Origin of the sequence: Psychrobacter sp. AOP30-A2-5, assembly GCF_052378115.1 — a bacterium.
Lineage (GTDB): Bacteria > Pseudomonadota > Gammaproteobacteria > Pseudomonadales > Moraxellaceae > Psychrobacter.
This window is the reverse complement of the sequence record NZ_JBQSXK010000011.1, coordinates 54,546-75,987: the sequence shown is the minus strand read 5'-3', so window position 1 is coordinate 75,987 and position 21,442 is coordinate 54,546. Positions and strand designations below refer to the sequence as shown.

The window sequence follows — 21,442 nt, the reverse complement described above, 5'->3', positions numbered from 1 at the left end:
AATCACAATGATACCTAATAACAAAGATACCACGCCCCTATGAGTAACCAGTACCAAACCGACAATTTTGTCACCCCGATTGAAATAAGTATTGAGCAAATTGATATCAAAGGTCAATATCTGCAGCTGGTTGAGCCTATTCGTTTATCGGGTCAGGTAGATATTGATGCGCTACTTGCTCAGTATCGGATCGAGGTGGAGCAAGGCTTGCAGCAGTCAACGCTACAAATGGGCGTTGATGAAGCAGGACGTGGGCCGTTGCTCGGTAGCGTCAATGTGGCTGCTGCGATATTGCCTAAAACTTGGTCAGGATTGATTGAGATGCAGCCATTAAAGGACACGCCATTATCTATCTTGACCGACTCCAAGCAGCTGAGTGAAAAGAAGCGTGACCGTCTTTATCCGTTGGTTCAGCAGCATGCTATTGGTTATGTTGTCGCCGAGATCCCAGCAGCGGTCATCGATCAAGTCAATATCTTGCAAGCGACGATGCTCGGTATGCGCTTATGTACCGAAGTATTGTTAAAAGCCATTGCTCATCCTCTTGTCAACTCTATGAGGCAGGTCGAAGTTTTGTTCGATGGTAATCGCTGCCCTGAATTAAATGAGGCAATGCTCGCTGAACTGGGTATAGAAAAATCGATTATCGATTGCCAAGCATGGGTAAAGGGCGATGCGCGTCATACCAGCATTGCTGCCGCCAGTATATTAGCTAAAGTCAGCCGTGACAAAGCCATGTATGCGCTTGATGCCGAGCATCCAGAATACGGTATCGCCAAACATAAAGGCTATCCAACACGCGCACACGTAGAGGCAATCGAAAAATACGGCGTATTATCTGCGCATAGACGTAGTTTTGCACCAGTCAGAAAGTCATTAGAGAAAGCCATTTAAGAACAAATCACTTAAGAAGAAAGCACTTAAAAATAAACGTTAAGCTGAGCGTGCTTCTTTAAAATAGCCTAAGTGGAAATAGTCATGACTAAAAATAAGACAGTCTATAATGAACGTATCAGTCTTCAAGAAACACCAAGTAAAAATTTTTGGACTGTATTACAATGCCATTACAAATAAATTCAATACTGTGATATTAGCAGCTTAAGTCTACTTAGCTTATGTCCGCATATTTAACGCTGGCATTTATTGACTTATATACGCGCTATTATTCTATAGGATAAAAAATGACGCTCAGTACGCTATTAATAAGTACGCCACAGAAAAATCTTGCTGCAGTGCTTTTTTTGACAGTGTTTCTAACAGCTTGTGGTGGGGGCGGTGGTGGCTCTGATAGCAGCTCTAATACCAATGCGCCAAGCCCGAACCCACCTGCTATCGAGCCAAACGAGCAGCCCAGTGGTAATACAAGTGACAATTCAAGCGATAATGTTGGCGACCAACCTGATAGCAGTACTGCTACTAATGAGGTAAAGGCTGCATTAATTGCCAACAATAAGTTCAGTTTGGCACGTACCAGCTGTGGTCTGAGCGGCTTATCTGTTGATACCGCGCTTGATGATGTTGCCATTAAACATGCAAATTATATTAAATACGTCTTTGCCAATAGCTCACCGACCGCATTCAGTGCGCATTACGAAAATAAGATTGCAGATATTTCGGGCGTTACCAGTAGCAATAATCCATTTTTTGGTGGCTTAAGTTTTACCGATCGTTTATCAAACGCAAATTACCCAAATGTACGATATGGTGTGACTGAGAATATCGCCCAATCTATTCACTATAGTTCAGTAGGCAATCTTATTCGCTCGGATGTTGTGGCAGGCTCGATGGCAAAGTCCTTGCTGGCAGCGCCTTACCATTTGCGTTCATTAATGATGCCTAGTGCAAGCGTGACGGGTACTGGCGTGGTTATCTATAAGCCATACAATAAAGAGGCGGCGAATAACCAAGGTTATGTATTGGTCAACCATGCAGCAGCGACCCAAGCGACTAAAGATAATACGGTTAAAGGCGTATTCACTTATCCATGTGAAGGCGTGACGGATACAGTAACCGCGCTATATAATGAGACGCCAGATCCTGTCAAGCATACAGGTCGTGACTTGCGAGTGGATCCTATCGGGCAACCCATTTATATCAATATGCCATCCGCTCAAACGATTGATATCAGCAATGTGATATTCCATGATATCCAGCGAAATATCGATGTACCGATTGAGCTGCTAGACTATCGCCAAGATCCCTATAAAAATACGGCAAATGCACTACCAGCAAACGAAGCTTTTATATTACCAATCACTGATAATTTAAAAAGCTGCCAGATTGCCAGTAAAAAAGGCAAAAACTGTGGTTTACATGGCAACAGTGACTACCGTGTCAGCTTTGATATTTTAGTGGATAATAAAACTATCGAGCGTGAGAGCTTTACCTTTACGACAGGGATAGTGAACTAATAATTAAGTGAACTAGGGCGTGTCCTCAAGCTGAATAAAAGCACCAATCTGAACGAAAGCACCTAAAAATTAAGTAAAATAAAGCAAGGGCTGAACCAGTTATCTGATTCAGCCCTTGCTTTATTATCATAGTCAATCCATTGCACTATAAAAAGTTCGGCGTTCATCTCGCTTGAAATATATATATATGCCTATACTTGGTTGCCTTGTACTTCACACTTCTTTTGAGTTGAAGTAACTATATTGCAATAAACCATATTGCAATCAATCATATAAATATATAAGCGCTAAAACGATGAGTTCGGTTGTTGCAAGAAGGCTTCTTCTTCATCCGTTGACTCACGATCTAAAATGTCATTGCGATGCGGATAGCGACCGAATTGCTCGATGGTATTTTTATGACGATTTTCGAAATCCAGCGTATTGTCATCATGTAATTTTTCAAACAATGGTAAGTAGCGCTTATGGATCACCAATGACTCTGAATGCATAAATGGCATGATGATAAACTTGCGCCATTCAGTCGGTAATGTATCAAAGTGTGGTTGTCCAATAGCCTCTTGTGCCAATGCGATAGCCATACCATCTTGTGCAAAAGCGCCTGCTTGCCCGCGACATAAATTACGCGAAAACTGATCTAAGACAATAATTTCTGCTAGTCTGCCTGCCAACGCCGTGATGGAGCTATTGCTATCGGTTGGCGCGTTTGCGCTACGCCATGTCACGCATTCACCTTGCTTGGCAGCTTGCCAGATATCACCGAATTTATCTTTTATCTGCGTATCAAAGTCATCATTTTGCGCAAACCAATATGGCTCATTGTCTTTGTCGAACCAAAACTCCAGTACAGCACGCGCATTAGCATCAAGATGTTCTAAATGAATATTTTTTGGGTCGAGCTGCGATGAATAAGCTTGGCTAGTAGCAGTGGAATAATCGGTTGATAGTGACATAAGATATTCTAATTATGATGAATTTAGTCTACTATAGCGCAAATATTTATGTCTGTCATGATGCCAACAGCAGCTATTAGGTAACCTCTTATGAATGCAAAAACTTCGCTAAACACCACCCAATCATCTCTACTGCCCACGCCTTATTATTTGCTCGATGAAGCGGCAATCGTTGCCAATATGCAGATTATCTCACGGCTGTGCGAGCTATCAGGCGCTAAAGCATTATTGGCGCTCAAATGCTTTGCCACTTGGGGCGTGTTTGATGTGATGCAGCCTTATTTGCACGGCACAACCTCATCGTCACTCAATGAAGTTAGACTTGGCTACGAGACCTTTGGTAAAGGTAAAGACAGTGATAATAAAAAAGAAACTCATGCTTACAGCGTCGCCTATAGTGCTGATGAGATCGATGAAGTATTGAGCTATGCTGATAAAATTATCTTTAACTCTATCTCACAGTTAAATGCTTTTAAAGGTCAAGCGGCGGCAAAAAATATACCAGTGGGACTGCGCTTAAACCCAAAGACCAGTAATTCATCGTTTATCATCGCTGATCCTGCGCGTCCTTTTAGTCGTTTGGGCGAACATGATAAAAACAAGATTGCAGCAGTACTTGATGATATTAGTGGGGTAATGATTCATAACAACTGTGAAAATGACAGCTTTGAAGCCTTTAGTGCCAGCTTGGCCGATATCGAAGACAGATTTGGCGATGTTTTAGCGCAGCTTGAGTGGGTGAGTTTGGGCGGCGGTATTCATTTTATCGCGCCTGATTATCCACTAGAAAAACTGGCTGACAGGTTAAAAGGCTTTAGTGAAAAATATGATGTACAAGTTTATTTGGAGCCGGGTGAGGCCAGTATTCATGGTGCTGGGTCATTGGTCACGACCGTCTTAGATACTATGCATAATGAAAAAAATCTCGCTGTAGTAGATTCATCCATTGAAGCGCACATGCTTGATTTGTTAATTTACCGTGAGTCAGCGCCGATAGCGGCTGTGAATAGTGATTTAATGAATATTGCCTCTCTTGATATCGACCCTACCAATATCGCACCCATCAGCGAGAGCGCTAAGTCAGCTGATAATACGATTATTTATGGTCGTTCTTGTTTGGCAGGCGATATCTTTGGTGAGTATGCCTTGCCAAATAACCTAACAATAGGTGATACCGTAACCTTTGGTAATGCCGCAGGTTATACCATGGTGAAAAAGAACTGGTTCAATGGTGTTAATATGCCGGCGATTGTGATTCGTCGTCTAGATGGCAGTATAGATGTGCAGCGCGAATTTGATTATCAAGATTACAAAGCCAGCTTGTCTTAATTTAGTTGTGTCGATTAATTGATTTAAATTTTAGAAAACAAAGACTTAAGTTCGTTTTTAGATGACTTTAACTCGTCTGTTTTTTATACATTATTTTTACCGATGTCTTCATGAAAATTGTTATAATCGCCACGGGCAAAAGCCAACAATCAAATGGTGCTTTGCCCGACGGGTGCGTGGGTTTTCCTCGGTCTTCCTTTTTAATTCACGCATATCATTCACTCGTTTCTGTTTTGACTCGCCACTATCGATGGTATCGACAGAGACACAAAGGAGGATTGTTCATTGAACACAAACCAACAAGCCAAATCTAGCAAAAAAGACGTACTCATCATCGGAGCCGGCGGTGTCGCTCAAGTGGTCGCGCATAAATGTGCGATGCATAACGATATCCTTGGCGAGATTCATATTGCCTCGCGCACGCAAGATAAATGTGATGCCATCGCCCAAAGCGTGAAAGATAAGAATAGCTTCAAGCAGCCTGCGGTATTGCATACGCACCAAGTGGATGCTATGGATACTCAGGCGCTGATACAGCTGATTCAAGAGTCGGGTATCCAAATCGTCATCAATGTCGGTTCGGCATTTATCAATATGACGGTATTGGAAGCTTGTATCGAGACAGGTGTTGCTTATATCGATACCGCCATTCACGAAGATCCACGCAAGATTTGCGAGACGCCGCCATGGTATGACAATTACGAATGGCAGCGCAAACAGCGCTGTGCGGACAATAATGTCACGGCGATTTTAGGGGCAGGATTTGACCCCGGTATGGTCAACGCCTATGCGCGTCTTGGCTATGACATGATGGATGCAGGTTCGGTGACGGATATCGATATCATTGATATCAATGCTGGCAGCCACGGTAAATACTTCGCTACTAACTTCGATCCTGAGATTAACTTCCGTGAATTTACTGGTACGGTTTACTCTTGGCAGGACAGCAAGTGGCAGTCTAATAAAATGTTCGAAGTGAAGCGTACTGACGATTTACCAGTGGTTGGCGTGCAAAACAGTTACTTAAGTGGCCATGATGAAGTGCATTCGTTATCCGCCAATTTAGACGTACCAAATATCCGTTTTTGGATGGGCTTTGGTGAGCATTATATTAATGTATTCACTGTGCTACAAAGTTTGGGTCTACTCTCTGAGCAGCCAGTGATGACTGCTGAAGGGCAAGAAGTTATCCCATTAAAAGTAGTGAAAGCGGTTCTACCAGACCCAAGCTCTCTTGCGCCGAATTATACAGGCAAGACCTGCATCGGTGACAAGGTCAAAGGCAAAATCAACGGCGTTGATAGCGAGGTATTTATTTATAATATCTCAGATCATAAAGACGCTTATAATGAGGTTGGTAGCCAAGGTATTTCTTATACCGCAGGCGTACCACCCGTCGCTGCGGCGATTCTGGTCGCAACTGGTGAGTGGGATGCTGGCAAGATGGTTAACGTCGAAGAGCTGGATGCCAAGCCATTTATCAATCTATTGAATAAGATTGGTTTGCCAACGCGTATCAAAGATAGCGAAGGCGACAGAGCATTAGCGTTTGATATTTAAATAACGAGTTTGATTTAGAAAAGCCTATCTTTTATAGATAGGCTTTTTTTATGTCTGGGTTTTTACGTTAATTTTACGAGCAGGTAGGGGAGCTGATCCTGTCATTACCCCTCACTAGGGTTATAATTTCTCAACGCCGCAATACGGTCATCAAGCGTTGGATGTGAGCGGAAAAGGTTTGCGATACTAAAGCCCGTAGATTGTCCTGATGAAATAGCAAATGCTTTCATGCTCTCAGGCATTTGATCTGGACGCTGCTCAGAAGGACGCAAGGCATCAAGCGCACTAATCATTTTGTCTTTGCTGGCAAGTTTTGCACCCATCTGATCCGCACGGAATTCGCGTAGACGCGAGAACCACATAACGATAGCAGACGCCAAAAATCCAAGCAAAATATCCATCACAATACTCGTGATAAAGTAACCAATACCTGGACTATCACTGGTATTTTTAAACACCGTCCGATCGACGAAGCTACCAATAATACGCGCAAAGAACATCACAAAGGCGTTTACCACTCCTTGGATGAGCGCAAGGGTGACCATATCACCGTTTGCTACGTGACCAATTTCATGCGCCAATACCGCTTCTACTTCATCGGGTGTCATGCTTTGCAATAAGCCAGATGAAACAGCGACTAATGCTTTGTTTTTATTCCAGCCTGTGGCAAACGCGTTTGGCTGAGAATTATTAAAAATCCCCACTTCTGGCATGCCAATATTTACCGCTCGCGCTTGTCTGGCGACCGTATCTACAAGCCATTTTTCAGTGGCATTGCTTGGCGTTTCAATAACCACCGTTCCCGTTGATCTTTTGGCCATCCACTTCGAGATAAATAGTGATACCATCGAACCAACCATGCCGTATACGCCGCACATAATGGCAAGACTGGTGTAATTTAACCCGCCCGCACCATGTACGCCACCAATTCCAAAAAATCTGGATAAAATACCAAACACGATGCTAAATACCACAATCACCGCTAAGTTGGTTAATAAGAACAATCCGATACGCATCATGATGCCAGTTTCCTCATTTAAATTTAAATACAACTTTAAGACATAATACTCTATGAGGTATTATATTTTTATATATGTTTTTACTTTACATAAATGGCGTTATTTTGATAAATAACAATCCCAGTTAACCGTATAAATACAGTGATATGGTTAGCGAGCAAAGAATAAAAATAAAGGATAGCGACATCTAAAAGGTGAAAACAATTATTTTTTGACGGTTTAAATAGTTAAGGGCTAAAAGTAAAAATTAAAACGAAAATAGTGAGCAGGTATAATGAGCACTCACTGTTAAGGTTTTTCATTTAACGCTCTATGAGGTCTAATCATGAACGCTCTAGCACTTAAAGTCCCTCCAGTCGCCCAAGTGATTATTACCGCCGCTGCTATGTATGGCGTCTCTAAAATGGTTCCTGCTTTGACGTTCTCACTCAACGGCTCAACTGTACTGGCAGTGGCTTTGGGTGTGGTGGGTCTGAGCTTAGGTATCATGGGTGTGACTCAATTTAGAATAGCTCAGACCACACCCAATCCGCAAGCGTTAGAGCAGGTCTCTAGTTTAGTGACCAGTGGTATATATCAGTATAGCCGCAATCCGATGTATGTGGGCTTGGTGCTTATATTATTAGGCTGGGCGTTCTATTTGTCTCACCTTCTGGCGTTTGTATTATTGCCTATTTTTATACTTTATATGACGCACTTTCAAATCCAGCCAGAAGAGCGGATGATGGCACAGAAATTTGGCAAAACTTATCAGGATTATCTAAATAAAGTGCGGCGCTGGATTTAAGGTGTAATAAGTAAAGATTTGATGATAAATAAATGAACAATAAAATCAGGGAGATGACGTTATGGAAATGAAAAATATACCTTTTGCTATTACCGATTGGACGACAGTAGAAGCGGTAGAAAACAGAGGTGAAACGGGCACGGGGTATTGGAAGACTTGCGAATTTAACAATATCAATGTGCATATGGTTGAGTACTCCGCAGGCTACCTTGCCGATCACTGGTGCGATAAAGGACATATTTTATTCTGTGTTGAGGGCGAGCTGAACACCGAACTAAAAGATGGTCGTACTTTTACCTTAACAGCGGGCATGACTTATCAAGTGGCGGACAATACGATTGCACATCGTTCGTCAACGAAGATAGGCGCTAAGCTATTTATTGTTGATTGATATTGCCAGTAACACCATAAAATTCATAAAGCTATAAAGCTATAAAACTATAGATCTATAAAAATAAAGCGAGAACATAAAATGCAACTAGAAATAAATGTCATCGATGCTTTTACGGATACCGTTTTTAAAGGCAATTCAGCGGCAGTCGTTATTACAGAAGATTGGCTTTCTGATAATTTAATGCAGTCTATTGCTTTTGAAAACAACTTATCCGAGACAGCTTTTATGGTTCTTGATGATAAAGGCATTTATCATATCCGCTGGTTTTCACCATTGACTGAGATTGCTTTTTGCGGTCATGCAACCTTGGCGTCAGCCTTTGTGTTATTTAACAAAAATCCTAGTATAGAAACCATTAAATTTTCCGCCAAAGCGGTTGGTATATTGACCATCGTACAGACAGAAACTGGCAAAATACAAATGGATTTTCCTAATACTAATCCTAAGAAAGTTGACAATATCCCTGATAGCTTGCTTGCAGGACTATCTATTGCACCCGTTGAAGTCTATAAAAATACTCAAGCCTATTTTGTGATTTATAATGCTGAGTCCGACGTATTAACAGTAGCGCGTGATAACGAGCAGCTAAAACAGCTTGCGCCTTTAGATGTGGTGGTGACTTGTCAGGCTAAGTCTGCTGGCTACAAAAACTATGATTTTATTTCACGTTATTTTTGGCCAGCCAATGGTGGCGATGAAGACCCAGTGACGGGTTCAGCTCATACTGCTTTAGCTCCATTATGGGCGGAGCGTTTGGGTAAAAATCACTTGGTCGCTTATCAAGCATCACGTCGCGGCGGGGTTCTAGACTGTGTCGTCGCAGGTGACAGAGTAATGATTTCTGGCAATGCCGTACAGTATATGACAGGATTTATCACCGTTTAGGAGTAGATGGTTTTGACTGAATTAAAAACCGTTGGACTGTTTGCGCTGACCGCATTAGCAGAGATAGCGGGCTGCTATTTGCCTTATCTATGGTTGCGAGAAGGTAAGTCTATTTGGCTGCTTGTCCCTGGCGTACTAAGTTTGGTCGCTTTCGTTTGGCTGTTGTCTTTACATCCTGCCGCAGCTGGTAGAGTCTACGCGGCTTATGGCGGCGTGTATATTTCGATGGCTATTTTATGGTTGTGGACGGTGAATGGTATCAGGCCGACCACGTGGGATATAGTAGGTTCTGCGGTTGCGTTATTAGGCATGGCAATTATTATGTTTGCGCCGCGCGGTGCTTAGCATAAAGACCGCACCTAGCATAAAAAATGCCAATCAAACCGTGAGGTTCGATTGGCATAGATTTAAGTGACACAATGATGCACTAAATATTAATGTTTACCTAAGATACTGCCGTTGTCGTCTTTCTTAGATTGTTTGGCAGCTTTTTTCTCTTTTGCCGTTAATAGCGGTTTCTTTTTTACGTTCTTTTTACTGTCTTGACCTTTACTCATGGTTTTTTCCTCTTGAGATAAGCCGTAATACCTTTTAAGCCAGTGTAAATAGCTTTAAGGTTAGATTAATGCTGATGACGCAAATAGTGCGTACTGCAATGAGTATATGCTTAAGGGGTCGCAATAGATAGCGCTAGCACAATTCACCTACGATTTGAGTCAATCCTGTATCCATCCCTTGTATAATGCTCCTTCTAAAAATTTGTTTGATAAATGAGTTTTATAAGTAGATTTTCAATGCCATGAATTTATTTAGTCAATACTGCTATTAATAAGTGCTTACTTACGGAGTCATCACGATTTGCTATAATAAGCCACAAGCCGATAAGTCGTCGCGGCAAACTTTTATAATATTCATATTTAGCATAAAAATGCTTACTGTTTTGGTTGATTGTTATGCGTATCCGTAAACTTTTTAAATTTGAAAATGCACATATTGTGCGTAATTGTAGCTCTGAGCGCTGCAAACACTCTATACATGGTCATAGTTATCAGATTGAACTGATTCTTGAGGCTAAGCGCTTGGATCATGGGCAAATGGTCTATGATTTTGGCTTATTAAAATCGTCTATCAAGGACATTATCGACAGCTTTGATCACGCGATTTGTTTTTGGAATAAAGACGACCCTGAGTATGTCGCTGCCTGTAAAAAATTCAGTGCGCGCTGGATAAGCTTGCCAGTATCGCCATCGGCAGAGCAGTTTTCACGCGTGATATTCTTTTGGGCGCAAGAAATTCTAAAACAAACCCAAATGCAAAACGGTGAATCTGATGTCAGCGTTTACTCGGTGATTGCACATGAAACCGCTACCGGTTACGCGCAGTGCTTTGCTGATGATGTGGCGAATGAGCAAATGGGTAAGCTTCATCTAGAAGCGTTTGAGTTTAGCGATCAAGTCAGTGCCGAGTGGCACGACCCTGAGCTATATGCCAAATTGATCCGCGGTGAAAGCTTTATCAACCCAACGGTGACTATGCAGGTACAGACGAAAGTGCAGGTAGGTAAGCCCGATGCCTAATAGTACAACAGAGGACAAAAATGCTAAGACGCTGACACTGTATACAGAAGCCGATACTCAGCGTTTGGCTGCACAATTGGCAGCTTTACCTTTGACAGGTAGTGTCTGGTTGGCAGGTGATTTAGGGGCAGGTAAAACGACTCTGACTCGCTATTGGTTGCAGGCGCTCGGGCATGCAGGTGCCGTCAAAAGCCCGACTTATACCTTGGTCGAGCCTTATAGCATCGAGCAAACAGACGGCTCAGTCAAGCCAGTTTACCACGCGGATTTGTATCGTCTGCAAGACCCAGAAGAGCTGTCTTTTATCGGTTTTGATGAATATCTGGATGAGCCAAATGCATTGGTTATCATCGAATGGGCAAGCCGTGCGGACAGCTATTTACCACCGCCGACCTTGTTTATCGATATGACGCAAGCTACTAGCACTGATAAGGATAATGAGTCTCGTCAAGTCGAGCTGCGGCTATCGAAGGCTGGACAAGCGCAAGGCTTGGATTTATCCTCTGTTAAGATTTAATTATACATTTGAATGTTCAACAGACCTTAATATAAGTCATCAATATCTGCCAGTACTACTTATCATCACGTAAAACAACGATACCTCTTAATGCCGAAAATGCCAGACAATCATTCTTATACTCGCATCAAAAAACTATCGCCGCTGCTCATCAATCAATTGGCAGCGGGTGAGGTAGTGACACGCCCAGCAGCTGTAGTCAAAGAGCTGCTAGAAAATGCCATTGACGCTGGTGCGACCAATATTGAGATACATATTACTCAAGGCGGCATGGGTATGATTGAAGTGGTCGACAATGGCGTGGGTATTCATCCCGATGATATGGTCATGGCAATTACCCGTCATGCAACCAGTAAAGTCGCGGATGTCGCTAACTTACACGGTATTACGACGTTGGGTTTTCGCGGGGAAGCACTAGCAGCGACGGCGGCAGTATCTCGGCTGACTTTAACCAGTAGCCATGATGACAGTGGCATCGGTCGCCAGTTGCAAGTCGCAGGTGTGTTAGATGATGCGCCAAAGCTCATGCCAGTTGTGCATCATCGTGGTACCACCATTACGGTTAAAGATTTATATTTTAACGTACCAGCACGCCGTGGCAATTTGAAATCTATTGCGACGGAGTTCGGTCATATCGAAACGATTGTGCGCGAAGTGGCTTTGGCGCGAGCAGATGTGGCACTGACGCTGTTTCATGATAATAAAAAACGATTGTCACTTTCTTCAAGTGCGATGTCTTTAAGTACGATGTCTTTAAGTACGATGTCTTTAAGTACGATGTCTTTAAGTACGGTGTCTTCAACTACAAGGCTTTCAAATTCAAAGTCTTTAAATACCGTTTCTACAAATGCTAATGGCAATAATAATGTCAATCCTTTGCCATTGGCACGTCTTGAGCAAGCGACTGGGTTGTCGTTAACCAAAAAGGCGTTAGAGATAGCGATAGACCTCACCAGTTTAATGCAGCCATCCAGAGAATATGTTAATAATGGCTTTGGCGATCAAGCAAGCGTTAATGGTTGGTTATGGCCTATCACTGATTCGCAGGATACCTTACCAAAATTAATCTATGTGAATGGCAGACTGGTAAAAGAAGCATTGATAAGCAATCAGCTACGCCAACTTGCCCAAACTGCTCAGTTGGTAGGAACTGGCTATGCGCTTTATTTTGATTTGCCCACTCAGTGGCTCAATATCAATGTGCATCCATCTAAACAGCGTATTAAAATAAGTCCGCTCAATAATATTATGGCGCATGTAAGCCATGCGATTCGGACAAAACTTAAGACAGTAGTGACTACAGAGACGATCAGTTCTGCTAATGCTATTCAAATACTAGGTAATAGTCAGATAGTAGATAGTAATTTGTCTATCGATAACGCATTCGCTACTGCAATGCCAAACACATCAACGACCATTTATTCAAGCAAAAGCCAGCAGGTAAAAGCGCCCAAACAACCCTATCAGTTGTCAGAAAATAGGTATTCGCCTCAAACCTTAAACGTACCAAGTGTTTCTGAGAAAACAAGTCAAAACACCAGAGGTATCGCTAACGATGTCGCAATACATTCGACATCTTTGCCTTATTGCCTAGACGTTGTTACTCATTTAAATGAGGCATTAACCGAATCTGTTGGCACGACATATAGTGAGAATAAAGCACTGCCTTGGCTATTGTTTTATCATCAAAGCCAATGTGTATTGCTCGGTGCAGAGAATTGGCAATCAAAAATGCGTTCGTTATTTGAGTCAAGTTTACTTAGCAATAGGGCATATAAAAAAGATCAATGGCTGCACAGTGCAAATGACATTAATCAGCAACTTGCTGCCGTGAGCATGCAAATGTCAAAGCAAGACTTGATGGTGTTCTTGGCGGATATCGACGCGTTACTGACTCAGCATGCGATTAAAGCGATAGATGGTAATCAATTAGCAACATTGATGCTATTATCTGCGCCTGAGTCAAGATAGCTATAACGACAAAAAATATAATAAGCAAATTTTAGCAATGACACTGCTCAAAGTTATTTATTGCTACTAATATCATTAATAAAGGCAAGCCTATGCAACTTTCATCTGACAGCTCATCTTATCGCCTAAACGCCAATTTAGCAGATAATAGCGTGGTGTGTTTGATGGCGCCGACAGCAAGTGGCAAGACTGCACTGGCTTATGAGTTATATGATACAGGGCGTTATGAGCTAATTTCAGTAGATTCAGCGCTGATTTATCGTGATATGAATATCGGTACGGCAAAACCAACCGCTATTGAGTTGGCGCGTTATCCACATCATTTGGTTGATATTATCGATCCTATGCAGAGCTATAGCGTCGCCGAATTTGTGAATGACGTTGCCCGTTTGATTGATAGCTGTCACGAGAATGGCAAAATACCGTTGCTGGTTGGCGGTACTATGATGTATTACATGGCACTGCTAGACGGGCTATCTCCAGTACCTGACAGTGATGATAGTGTTCGCGCACGTGTGGAGCAGTGGCGGCAAGATAAAGGCATTAGTGCGCTTTACGACTATTTGGGTGAGATAGATCCGATCAGCCATGAGCGCCTTAATGCGACTGATACTCAGCGCATCACCCGAGCAGTTGAAGTTTATCTGCAAACTGACATTCCTATAAGTGACTGGCAGCGCAAGCCCAAGCAGGCATTGGCAAATAATCCCAATCAGCAATGGCATGCATTGACAGTCATGCCTGATCGTCCATGGTTGCATACACGTATCGAGCAACGTTTAGATATCATGTGGAATGACGGGTTGGTGACTGAGGTCATTGGTCTGCTGGAGCGCTATCCTTTAACGCCAAATCTACCATCCATGCGCTGCGTTGGTTATCGCCAAGTACTAGAATACCTAGTACATATCGATCACCCAGTATTTGAACAGCCTCATCTAGACAAAGCGCAATTTTACAGTGCTTTTGAAGTGCTGCAGTCTTCAGCTCAATCAAGCTTATCTGATGATGCGACCCAGGCACTTGCTTGTCAGCAAATGCAAAATAAGGCATTATATGCGACAAGACAATTGGCAAAACGTCAGTACACATGGTTACGCAAAGTCATGCAATTGCCTAGTAAGTCCATGGATGGGGCGATAGCAGCCGATACCTCTAGTGAGGAAGGCTATTCTATAGACCGCAATATGGTGGTAAAAGCATTCACTACCATGGCGCAGGCAAGAGACTATTTATATTAAATCTATCAATGATACTAAAGCTATCAGTTATAGCAAAATCACTATCGCCTCAAAATATGGTATGAGTTAATACCTTATAAATACAATATGGTGTACTAAAAATATAGTATTGCAAAAAGCTCTATGCAACTATTAGAAAGTAATGACAATTAGTATCAAAATATATCGTAGATAGCTGTTATAATTTAAATTCATCAAAATAGTAGGTGTAATATTAGCCTAACTGTGTTTTCAATCAATATTAATTGACGTTTGTTGATAAAAATAACTACTGAAACAACTAGTTACTTAATTATTTACAATAATAATGTATTCGCGATAAAGTGGAATCACTTAAGAACAAGTAGCGTTTATTTAGATACGTTTTATAAAGAAAATTTATTATTGTATCTGCCGTTAGCCATTATAATTAAATGAACACTTAAAATAATTGGCACTAAAACATAATTAATAATATTTAGGAGAGCTCTCATGTCAAAAGGACAAACTTTACAAGATCCGTTTTTGAACTCGCTGCGCAAAGATCGTATTCCTGTCTCTATTTTCTTGGTCAATGGTATCAAGCTGCAAGGTCAGATTGAATCATTTGATCAGTACGTGGTATTGCTCAAAAACACTGTCAGTCAAATGGTATACAAACACGCTATCTCAACCGTCGTGCCAGCACGTAATCCACGTAGCAGTACGACAACGACAGGTACAAGTACTCAACCGCAAAGCACTGCTCCAGCAGGTTATCAAGGCGGCGGATTTGAGCGTGGTAGTAATCCTGCTAGTACAGGTGGCTTTGAAGAGCGCGGTTTTGCGTCTAGTCGTAGTGGTTTTAATCGTGGCGGCTTTAGCCAAGGTCAAGATCGTGGCTTTGAGCGTGGTAGCTTTGGTCAGAGTCAGGATCGCGGCTTTGAGCGCGGCGGTTTTGGTCAAGACCGTGGCTTCGAAAATCCAGCAGATAATACGGGTTTTGAGGATAAGTCAAACGATGAATCTAATGATAACAATGGTTAGAAAGCAAGATTCATTATCGAAGGTGTATTACTAATATATGATTTGTCCGATCAAAACCTGCTTTTTATAGTGGGTTTTTTTTGTATAAATAAACGTATAATAATGGTCTGAGATTACGTGCAGAGCTGTTAGCGATTGGTTTCGCAGATTATTATTAATATTGGGCATAGTATAGTAAAATACGTGATTGATTCATTATAAAATAGAGCGAATCCATGAGTAATACCCCAATCAATCTAACCCATGAGCAATTTATCAGTAAGGCTATCGAAGCGATTAATACTGAGATATCGGCGTTGGCTTTACTAACAGAGCAGATAGACGATAGATTTGCGCAAGCTTGCGATATTATTTTGGCTTGTAGAGGTCGAGTCGTGGTCACTGGTATGGGTAAGTCAGGATTGATTGGGCGTAAAATAGCGGCGACGTTTGCCTCTACTGGTACGCCAGCCTTTTTTATGCATCCTGGTGAAGCAGGGCATGGCGACTTAGGCATGTTGGTAAAAGGTGATGTACTGCTTGCCATCTCTAACTCTGGTGAGTCCGATGAGATTAAGATGCTGCTGCCAGTGGTCAAACATCTAAATATTCCACTGATTAGTATTAGCCGTGATAAGCGCGGTATGTTGCCTCGTGCTGCTAACATTGTATTGACGCTAGGTAAATCGCAAGAGGCTTGTCCACTTAATCTTGCTCCTACCTCTAGTACCACGGCGACATTGGCACTTGGCGATGCATTAGCCGTTGCCTTAGTACATGCGCGCAACTTTACCTCAGAAGATTTCGCATTATCGCATCCAGCAGGCGCATTAGGTCGTCAGCTGCTAACGCGAGTTGAAGATTTAATGCATACTAGATCAGAAGATTTACCGCTCATTCATCAGCAAGCACCCCTGCAAGAAGCGCTTTTCACTATGTCTGCTGGGCGGTTAGGTATGACGGTGGTGACCGATGATAATGATAAGGTGGTTGGGGTATTTACAGATGGTGACCTACGCCGTGGTCTAGAAAAAGGCATCGATTTGCAAACACCGATGCGTGAAGTAATGGTCAGCAATCCACGGTGCATTAGCAAGACCATGCGCGCATCAGATGCGCTCAGTGTAATGAATGAAAATGGCATCAGTCAGTTGCTAATCATTGACGACGAAGACCGTTTAGAAGCGATTATTACGGTACATGATTTACTACAAGCCGGTGTAAAATAACGAGAATTAATAAAAATATTGATTTATAACAATAAAATTTAAAAAACAGCGTTAAGAAAGAGGGACATGATGCAAGACTTAATCAAAAAAGCTGGACAAGTAAAACTGTTGATAATGGACGTCGATGGTATTTTATCGAATGGTCAAATTATCTATGATGCCAATGGTATCGAGACCAAGGCTTTTTCTGTCCATGATGGCGTAGGGGTTAAGTCGTTAGCACGTTATGGTATTTTGACGGCTATTATCACAGGTCGTAGCAGTGCCATGGTGGATAAGCGCGCCGCGGAAATGGGTGTTAATCATGTGGTGCAAGGTCGTGATGATAAGCTAGTTGCTTTAAATGAGCTGCTAAGCATACTTGATCCAGCGCTCAATATCACGGCTGCCGACTGCGCTTATATGGGTGATGATTTGCCAGATATTAAAGCGATGCAAACCGTTGGATTTGCTGCAACAGTACCCAATGCACACGCCGAAGTCATCAATCGCAGTGATATGGTCACTACCCGAGCAGGTGGCACTGGCGCAGTACGTGAAATATGTGACCTCATTTTGAAAGGTCATGGACACTATCAAGACTTCATCGCGCACTATACGCTTGATGAAGTCAAAAATCAGGATAATTTGTCGTGAATACTCGTGTTTTAATAGTCCTTGCCTTGATTATCGCCGGTATTGCAGGCTGGTTTTTTCAACAACAAGGAGAGATAGCGCCACCAGTTAGTATGGAAGCGACTGATGTTGATTATGAAGCAACAGACATCAAAGCGGTACAGACTAATGAGAAAGGCGAAACCGAGTATGAGCTGACTGCCAAAACATTGACGCACAATCCAGAGACCAATTTAGATGAGATGTCAGGCATCACTATGAATTGGGAGCCATCGGCAGAGCAGCGCTATCGTATTGAAGCGGGCAGTGCTGCTATCAGTCAGCAGACGGGTGAACTCAGCTTGTCAGGGGGGTTTTCACTGGTCAGTGAAGGCAATAAAGACGCACCAGATATTGAACCGATAAAGGTGACAGGTAGTATCCTTAAAGGCAATACCAAATCAGGGCAAGTATATAGTGACGCGCCTGTTAAGATTGAACAAGGCATGAATCGGTTTGAAGCTTCTAGCATGACCGCCAACCTTGAGACCGGTGAATATGAGTTTGGTCAAGTTGCCGTCGCTTTTACTCCAGCTGAACGCCAAGATAAAGCATTGTTTTGATCGCAGTAACTCTTATTGACTATGTAATAAAAATAGCAGCTAGCATAAAGTTTGCAAATCCTACTACCCATTATAAAACGAGTGATTTTTATGACATCTAAATTTTTGCCTACTTTGCGCTCATCATTAGCACGCTTCAATCTAACAGCGTGCCGCTTGCGTCAATTACATGTGCTGCCAACGGTTATGCTGCTGGCACTGCCACTTTACAGTCATGCGCTGCCATCAGATGCCAATCAAGAAATCAAACTATTGGCTGATAAAGCGACCTATAGTGAGCGTACAGGCGTTACCAGCTACTCGGGTAGTGTCATTATCACTCAAGGTACGTTTAAAATGACCGCTGATAACATTACGGTTAACCTATCACAGGGTCGCAGTATTAATTCAGCAGTAGCGACTGGACGCCCTGCAACCATGCAACAGGTAGTCACACAAGAAAAAGGGCTGGCGAAAGGTCAAGCCAATAAGATTGATTATAATGCGGTCACGGGTATTGTTACTTTGACGGGTAATGCTAAGTTGGTTCAAAATGGCGCCAGTTTTGCGGGTAATGTCATTCGTTATAGCCTAAAAGCTGGTGATGTTGAAGCAACTGCTGGCGGTAATCAGCGCGTAGAGTTGGTGTTTCCGCCCAGTAGTAATGGTAGCCAAAGTAGCATCCGCTAAAAAGCTGAATGGTTAATGTAACTGTATCAACATCCCTTAGTGTATTAGTGCTTGAATTCCGCAACCGTACGAGTAAGTTATGAGTGATAATAAAAATACAAACCCTTTAGCAACCAACAATAACGCAGCACCTGCGACGCGACTATCAATGCAAAATCTAGGCAAACGCTATGGTAAGCGCTGGGTTGTGAAAGATGTCTCTTTCTCCGTAGAACAAGGGCAGGTCGTTGGTTTATTAGGTCCAAATGGTGCAGGGAAGACAACCAGCTTTTATATGGTGGTAGGGTTGGTCAATATGGACAAAGGCCGTGTCACTTTAGGAAAAATGGATCTGTCTAAATATGCCATGCATGAGCGTGCACGGGCAGGAATTGGTTACTTACCACAAGAGGCGTCTATTTTTCGAAAATTGTCTATCGAAGACAACATCTTGGCTATTTTAGAAACTCGCAAAGAATTGAGTAAAAGCGAGCAAAAGCAAGAGCTGGAAAAACTAATCGGTGAATTCCATCTAGAGCATGTACGAAAATCATTAGGTATGAGCGTATCAGGTGGTGAGCGTCGTCGCTGTGAAATTGCCCGTGCATTGGCGGCTGACCCAAAGTTCATTTTATTAGATGAGCCATTTGCAGGCGTGGATCCTATCTCTGTTGGTGATATCAAAGACGTTATTTTGACCCTCAAAAATCGTGGTATTGGTGTTTTGATTACTGATCATAACGTTCGCGATACCTTGGCTATTTGTGAGAAAGCTTATATCGTCTCAGAAGGTGCTATTATCGCTGAAGGTACTTCTAGTGAAGTGTTAGAAAATGAATTGGTGAAAGCCGTTTATCTGGGTAAAGACTTTCACGTATAAACGAGGATGTGTTGAATATTGTACTTGTCTCGAATACATTTTTGCTAAATGCGCATCGATTAGCTCTGCGTATTTTTAAATGTTCAATACAACCTTAATATCTCAACGTGTTTTTCGCGCTACTATTTACGCTGTCTGTTAGACTTATAATTTCCATTAAGTTCTCAAGACAGCGCTTGCTACTTTTCCTATATCTAGCTATTCATCACATTTAGCATCACCTCTTCTATAAGATCTAGTCCATCGTACTGATGGCTAATTTATCTCAAAAATCATTCTCAAATTAACGCTTATTAGAGCGTCACGATATTTTATCAATTAATCTTGATTGGACACTTGAATAAGGTTCATACGTTATGGCAAAAAATAAGAGCAGTTATGTCTGTCAGCATTGCGGCGCGCATTTTGGCAAGTGGGCAGGGCAATGTACCGATTGCGGTGAATGGAACAGCTTGGTCGAAGCACCAAATGTGAGCATGCCCCATCACAATAAAAACGTTTCTAAACCAGCAGCAAATCGATCAGCCTCTCGTGAATTAGGTGGTGCACCATCAGGAAATTATTCGGGTACGCATAGTGCGGTCATGCCGCTTAATGCTGTGAGCGTGACGCTAGACACACGCTTACCAACTGGTATTAGTGAGTTTGATCGTGTACTTGGTGGAGGATTGGTTGCTGGTTCAGTCGTTTTAATCGGCGGTGATCCTGGTATCGGTAAATCGACGATTTTGCTGCAAACTGCGACTAATATGGCACGTGCCGACTCGTTGGCAGGTAGCGCCTTGTATGTGACTGGTGAAGAATCATTGGCACAGGTTGCTATGCGCGCTAGGCGCTTAGATTTACCGGCCGATAGATTACGCGTACTGGCCGAAACCAATGTAGAGACTATTTGTGCCGCCTTGACTCAAGAGCAACCCGCCATCGCTATTATTGACTCTATTCAAACCATTTATACGGATGCAATCAATTCTGCACCTGGCGGCGTCAGTCAAATTCGAGAGTCTGCGGCCATCTTGACTCGCTACGCCAAACAGACTGGCACCGCGCTATTTTTAGTGGGTCATGTAACCAAGGAAGGCACGCTCGCAGGGCCGCGCGTTCTTGAACACATGGTTGATACGGTCTTATATTTTGAAGGTCAATCAGACTCACGTTTTCGGATGATTCGTGCCGTCAAAAACCGCTTCGGTGCCGTCAACGAATTAGGTATTTTTGGTATGACAGATATGGGACTGAAAGAGGTCGCCAATCCATCAGCGATATTTTTAAGTCGCTATGACAAACCCGTTGCTGGATCTGTCGTCATGGTCAGCCGCGAAGGCACACGACCCTTGTTGGTGGAGGTGCAAGCATTAGTGGATGATTCGCAAGGCTCACCTAGACGAATGGCATTAGGATTGGATTTTCAGCGTCTGTCCATGCTGCTGGCCGTCATGCATCGACACGGCGGTATTCATACTAGCGGACAAGATGTGTATGTCAACGTCGTCGGTGGTGTCAAGGTTATAGAGACTGGGTCTGACTTGGCAGTATTGTTGGCTTGTGCCTCAAGTATTAAAGAAAAAGCCTTGCCATCGTCATTGGCTGTATTTGGTGAAGTGGGATTGTCGGGTGAAATCCGTCCTGTACCAAACGGTCAAGAACGTTTAAAGGAAGCGATGAAACATGGATTTAAGTATGCCATTATCCCAAAAGCCAATGCGCCTGCTAAGGATGCTCCTCAATTTAAAGGCATCAATGTGATTGCCGTTGAACGTCTCGATGATGCCATTGAGAGTGCATTTGAACTGTAAGGTGTAAGGGTTAATCATTTTGATTACACCTTGTTTTATAAGTT

Annotated in this window: 22 protein-coding genes; 19 read left to right on the top strand and 3 right to left on the bottom strand. The window is 42.7% G+C overall.

The genetic code is table 11. The features are described 5' to 3' along the window. Positions 1-39: 39 nt before the first annotated feature. Both ACT3S4_RS09390 and ACT3S4_RS09385 read left to right on the top strand, forming a co-directional pair. On the top strand, positions 40-894 hold the full coding sequence (locus ACT3S4_RS09390) for a ribonuclease HII (protein ID WP_087815912.1): 855 nt from the start codon (positions 40-42) through the stop codon (positions 892-894). 287 nt (positions 895-1,181) lie between these two features. Beyond that, on the top strand, positions 1,182-2,411 hold the full coding sequence (locus ACT3S4_RS09385) for a CAP domain-containing protein (protein WP_087815914.1): 1,230 nt from the start codon (positions 1,182-1,184) through the stop codon (positions 2,409-2,411). Between the two features lie 287 nt (positions 2,412-2,698). Here the strand turns inward: ACT3S4_RS09385 and ACT3S4_RS09380 are convergent, their stop codons facing one another. Beyond that, positions 2,699-3,364, bottom strand: coding sequence for a DUF924 family protein (locus ACT3S4_RS09380; RefSeq protein ID WP_444760940.1), 666 nt, complete (start codon positions 3,362-3,364; stop codon positions 2,699-2,701). Positions 3,365-3,454: 90 nt separating this feature from the next. Here ACT3S4_RS09380 and ACT3S4_RS09375 point away from each other — a divergent pair, with 90 nt between their 5' ends. Together ACT3S4_RS09375 and ACT3S4_RS09370 are read left to right on the top strand one after the other, a co-directional pair. Further along, on the top strand, positions 3,455-4,693 hold the full coding sequence (locus tag ACT3S4_RS09375) for a carboxynorspermidine decarboxylase (protein ID WP_201560930.1): 1,239 nt from the start codon (positions 3,455-3,457) through the stop codon (positions 4,691-4,693). A gap of 285 nt (positions 4,694-4,978) precedes the next feature. Then, positions 4,979-6,253 (top strand): saccharopine dehydrogenase family protein, encoded by a 1,275-nt coding sequence (locus tag ACT3S4_RS09370; RefSeq protein ID WP_055124939.1) that lies wholly within the window; start codon positions 4,979-4,981, stop codon positions 6,251-6,253. A 104-nt stretch (positions 6,254-6,357) separates the two neighbouring features. Here the strand turns inward: ACT3S4_RS09370 and htpX are convergent, their stop codons facing one another. Further along, positions 6,358-7,272: a protease HtpX gene (gene htpX, locus ACT3S4_RS09365; protein WP_055124936.1), complete on the bottom strand. Its 915-nt coding sequence runs from the start codon at positions 7,270-7,272 to the stop codon at positions 6,358-6,360. A gap of 325 nt (positions 7,273-7,597) precedes the next feature. On the opposite strand from htpX, the gene ACT3S4_RS09360 reads away from it, so the two are divergent. The 4 genes from ACT3S4_RS09360 to ACT3S4_RS09345 all read left to right on the top strand — a co-directional run bounded on the left by ACT3S4_RS09360 (position 7,598) and on the right by ACT3S4_RS09345 (position 9,683). Further along, the gene (locus ACT3S4_RS09360) at positions 7,598-8,059 is read left to right on the top strand and encodes a methyltransferase family protein (RefSeq protein ID WP_087815920.1); all 462 of its coding nucleotides are present in this window, start codon (positions 7,598-7,600) and stop codon (positions 8,057-8,059) included. A 61-nt stretch (positions 8,060-8,120) separates the two neighbouring features. Next, positions 8,121-8,450, top strand: a complete 330-nt coding sequence (locus ACT3S4_RS09355) for a DHCW motif cupin fold protein (protein ID WP_045446391.1) — start codon at positions 8,121-8,123, stop codon at positions 8,448-8,450. Positions 8,451-8,531: 81 nt separating this feature from the next. Beyond that, entirely contained in the window at positions 8,532-9,338 is an 807-nt protein-coding gene (locus ACT3S4_RS09350; RefSeq protein WP_201539693.1) for a PhzF family phenazine biosynthesis protein, read from the top strand. A 12-nt stretch (positions 9,339-9,350) separates the two neighbouring features. Next, the gene (locus tag ACT3S4_RS09345) at positions 9,351-9,683 is read left to right on the top strand and encodes a YnfA family protein (protein WP_055125033.1); all 333 of its coding nucleotides are present in this window, start codon (positions 9,351-9,353) and stop codon (positions 9,681-9,683) included. 89 nt (positions 9,684-9,772) lie between these two features. Here ACT3S4_RS09345 and ACT3S4_RS09340 read toward each other — a convergent pair whose 3' ends face one another. Continuing rightward, complete coding sequence (locus ACT3S4_RS09340; RefSeq protein ID WP_020443648.1) at positions 9,773-9,895, bottom strand: hypothetical protein; 123 nt, start codon at positions 9,893-9,895, stop codon at positions 9,773-9,775. Between the two features lie 396 nt (positions 9,896-10,291). Between ACT3S4_RS09340 and ACT3S4_RS09335 the strand changes: the two genes are divergently transcribed. The 11 genes from ACT3S4_RS09335 (at position 10,292) to radA (ending at position 21,398) form a co-directional block, all read left to right on the top strand. Continuing rightward, positions 10,292-10,915, top strand: a complete 624-nt coding sequence (locus ACT3S4_RS09335; protein ID WP_238048506.1) for a 6-pyruvoyl trahydropterin synthase family protein — start codon at positions 10,292-10,294, stop codon at positions 10,913-10,915. Continuing rightward, on the top strand, positions 10,908-11,432 hold the full coding sequence (tsaE, locus tag ACT3S4_RS09330) for a tRNA (adenosine(37)-N6)-threonylcarbamoyltransferase complex ATPase subunit type 1 TsaE (RefSeq protein ID WP_201581423.1): 525 nt from the start codon (positions 10,908-10,910) through the stop codon (positions 11,430-11,432). Before ACT3S4_RS09335 ends, tsaE begins: the two co-directional genes overlap by 8 nt. A gap of 90 nt (positions 11,433-11,522) precedes the next feature. Continuing rightward, complete coding sequence (mutL, locus tag ACT3S4_RS09325) at positions 11,523-13,403, top strand: DNA mismatch repair endonuclease MutL (RefSeq protein WP_227676060.1); 1,881 nt, start codon at positions 11,523-11,525, stop codon at positions 13,401-13,403. A gap of 92 nt (positions 13,404-13,495) precedes the next feature. After that, positions 13,496-14,644, top strand: a complete 1,149-nt coding sequence (miaA, locus tag ACT3S4_RS09320) for a tRNA (adenosine(37)-N6)-dimethylallyltransferase MiaA (protein WP_087815931.1) — start codon at positions 13,496-13,498, stop codon at positions 14,642-14,644. Between the two features lie 471 nt (positions 14,645-15,115). After that, entirely contained in the window at positions 15,116-15,649 is a 534-nt protein-coding gene (gene hfq / locus ACT3S4_RS09315) for an RNA chaperone Hfq (protein ID WP_193013118.1), read from the top strand. A gap of 215 nt (positions 15,650-15,864) precedes the next feature. After that, positions 15,865-16,857, top strand: a complete 993-nt coding sequence (locus ACT3S4_RS09310) for a KpsF/GutQ family sugar-phosphate isomerase (RefSeq protein WP_444760939.1) — start codon at positions 15,865-15,867, stop codon at positions 16,855-16,857. A 69-nt stretch (positions 16,858-16,926) separates the two neighbouring features. Then, positions 16,927-17,493, top strand: coding sequence for a KdsC family phosphatase (locus tag ACT3S4_RS09305; RefSeq protein ID WP_443214612.1), 567 nt, complete (start codon positions 16,927-16,929; stop codon positions 17,491-17,493). After that, the gene (lptC, locus tag ACT3S4_RS09300) at positions 17,490-18,074 is read left to right on the top strand and encodes an LPS export ABC transporter periplasmic protein LptC (RefSeq protein WP_045446404.1); all 585 of its coding nucleotides are present in this window, start codon (positions 17,490-17,492) and stop codon (positions 18,072-18,074) included. Before ACT3S4_RS09305 ends, lptC begins: the two co-directional genes overlap by 4 nt. 186 nt (positions 18,075-18,260) lie before the next feature. Beyond that, on the top strand, positions 18,261-18,743 hold the full coding sequence (gene lptA / locus ACT3S4_RS09295) for a lipopolysaccharide transport periplasmic protein LptA (RefSeq protein WP_087816076.1): 483 nt from the start codon (positions 18,261-18,263) through the stop codon (positions 18,741-18,743). 79 nt (positions 18,744-18,822) lie between these two features. Continuing rightward, a complete protein-coding gene (gene lptB, locus ACT3S4_RS09290) occupies positions 18,823-19,602 on the top strand; it encodes an LPS export ABC transporter ATP-binding protein (protein WP_055124926.1) in 780 nt (259 codons plus the stop codon). A 356-nt stretch (positions 19,603-19,958) separates the two neighbouring features. Next, on the top strand, positions 19,959-21,398 hold the full coding sequence (gene radA / locus ACT3S4_RS09285) for a DNA repair protein RadA (RefSeq protein WP_201560925.1): 1,440 nt from the start codon (positions 19,959-19,961) through the stop codon (positions 21,396-21,398). Positions 21,399-21,442: the final 44 nt, after the last annotated feature.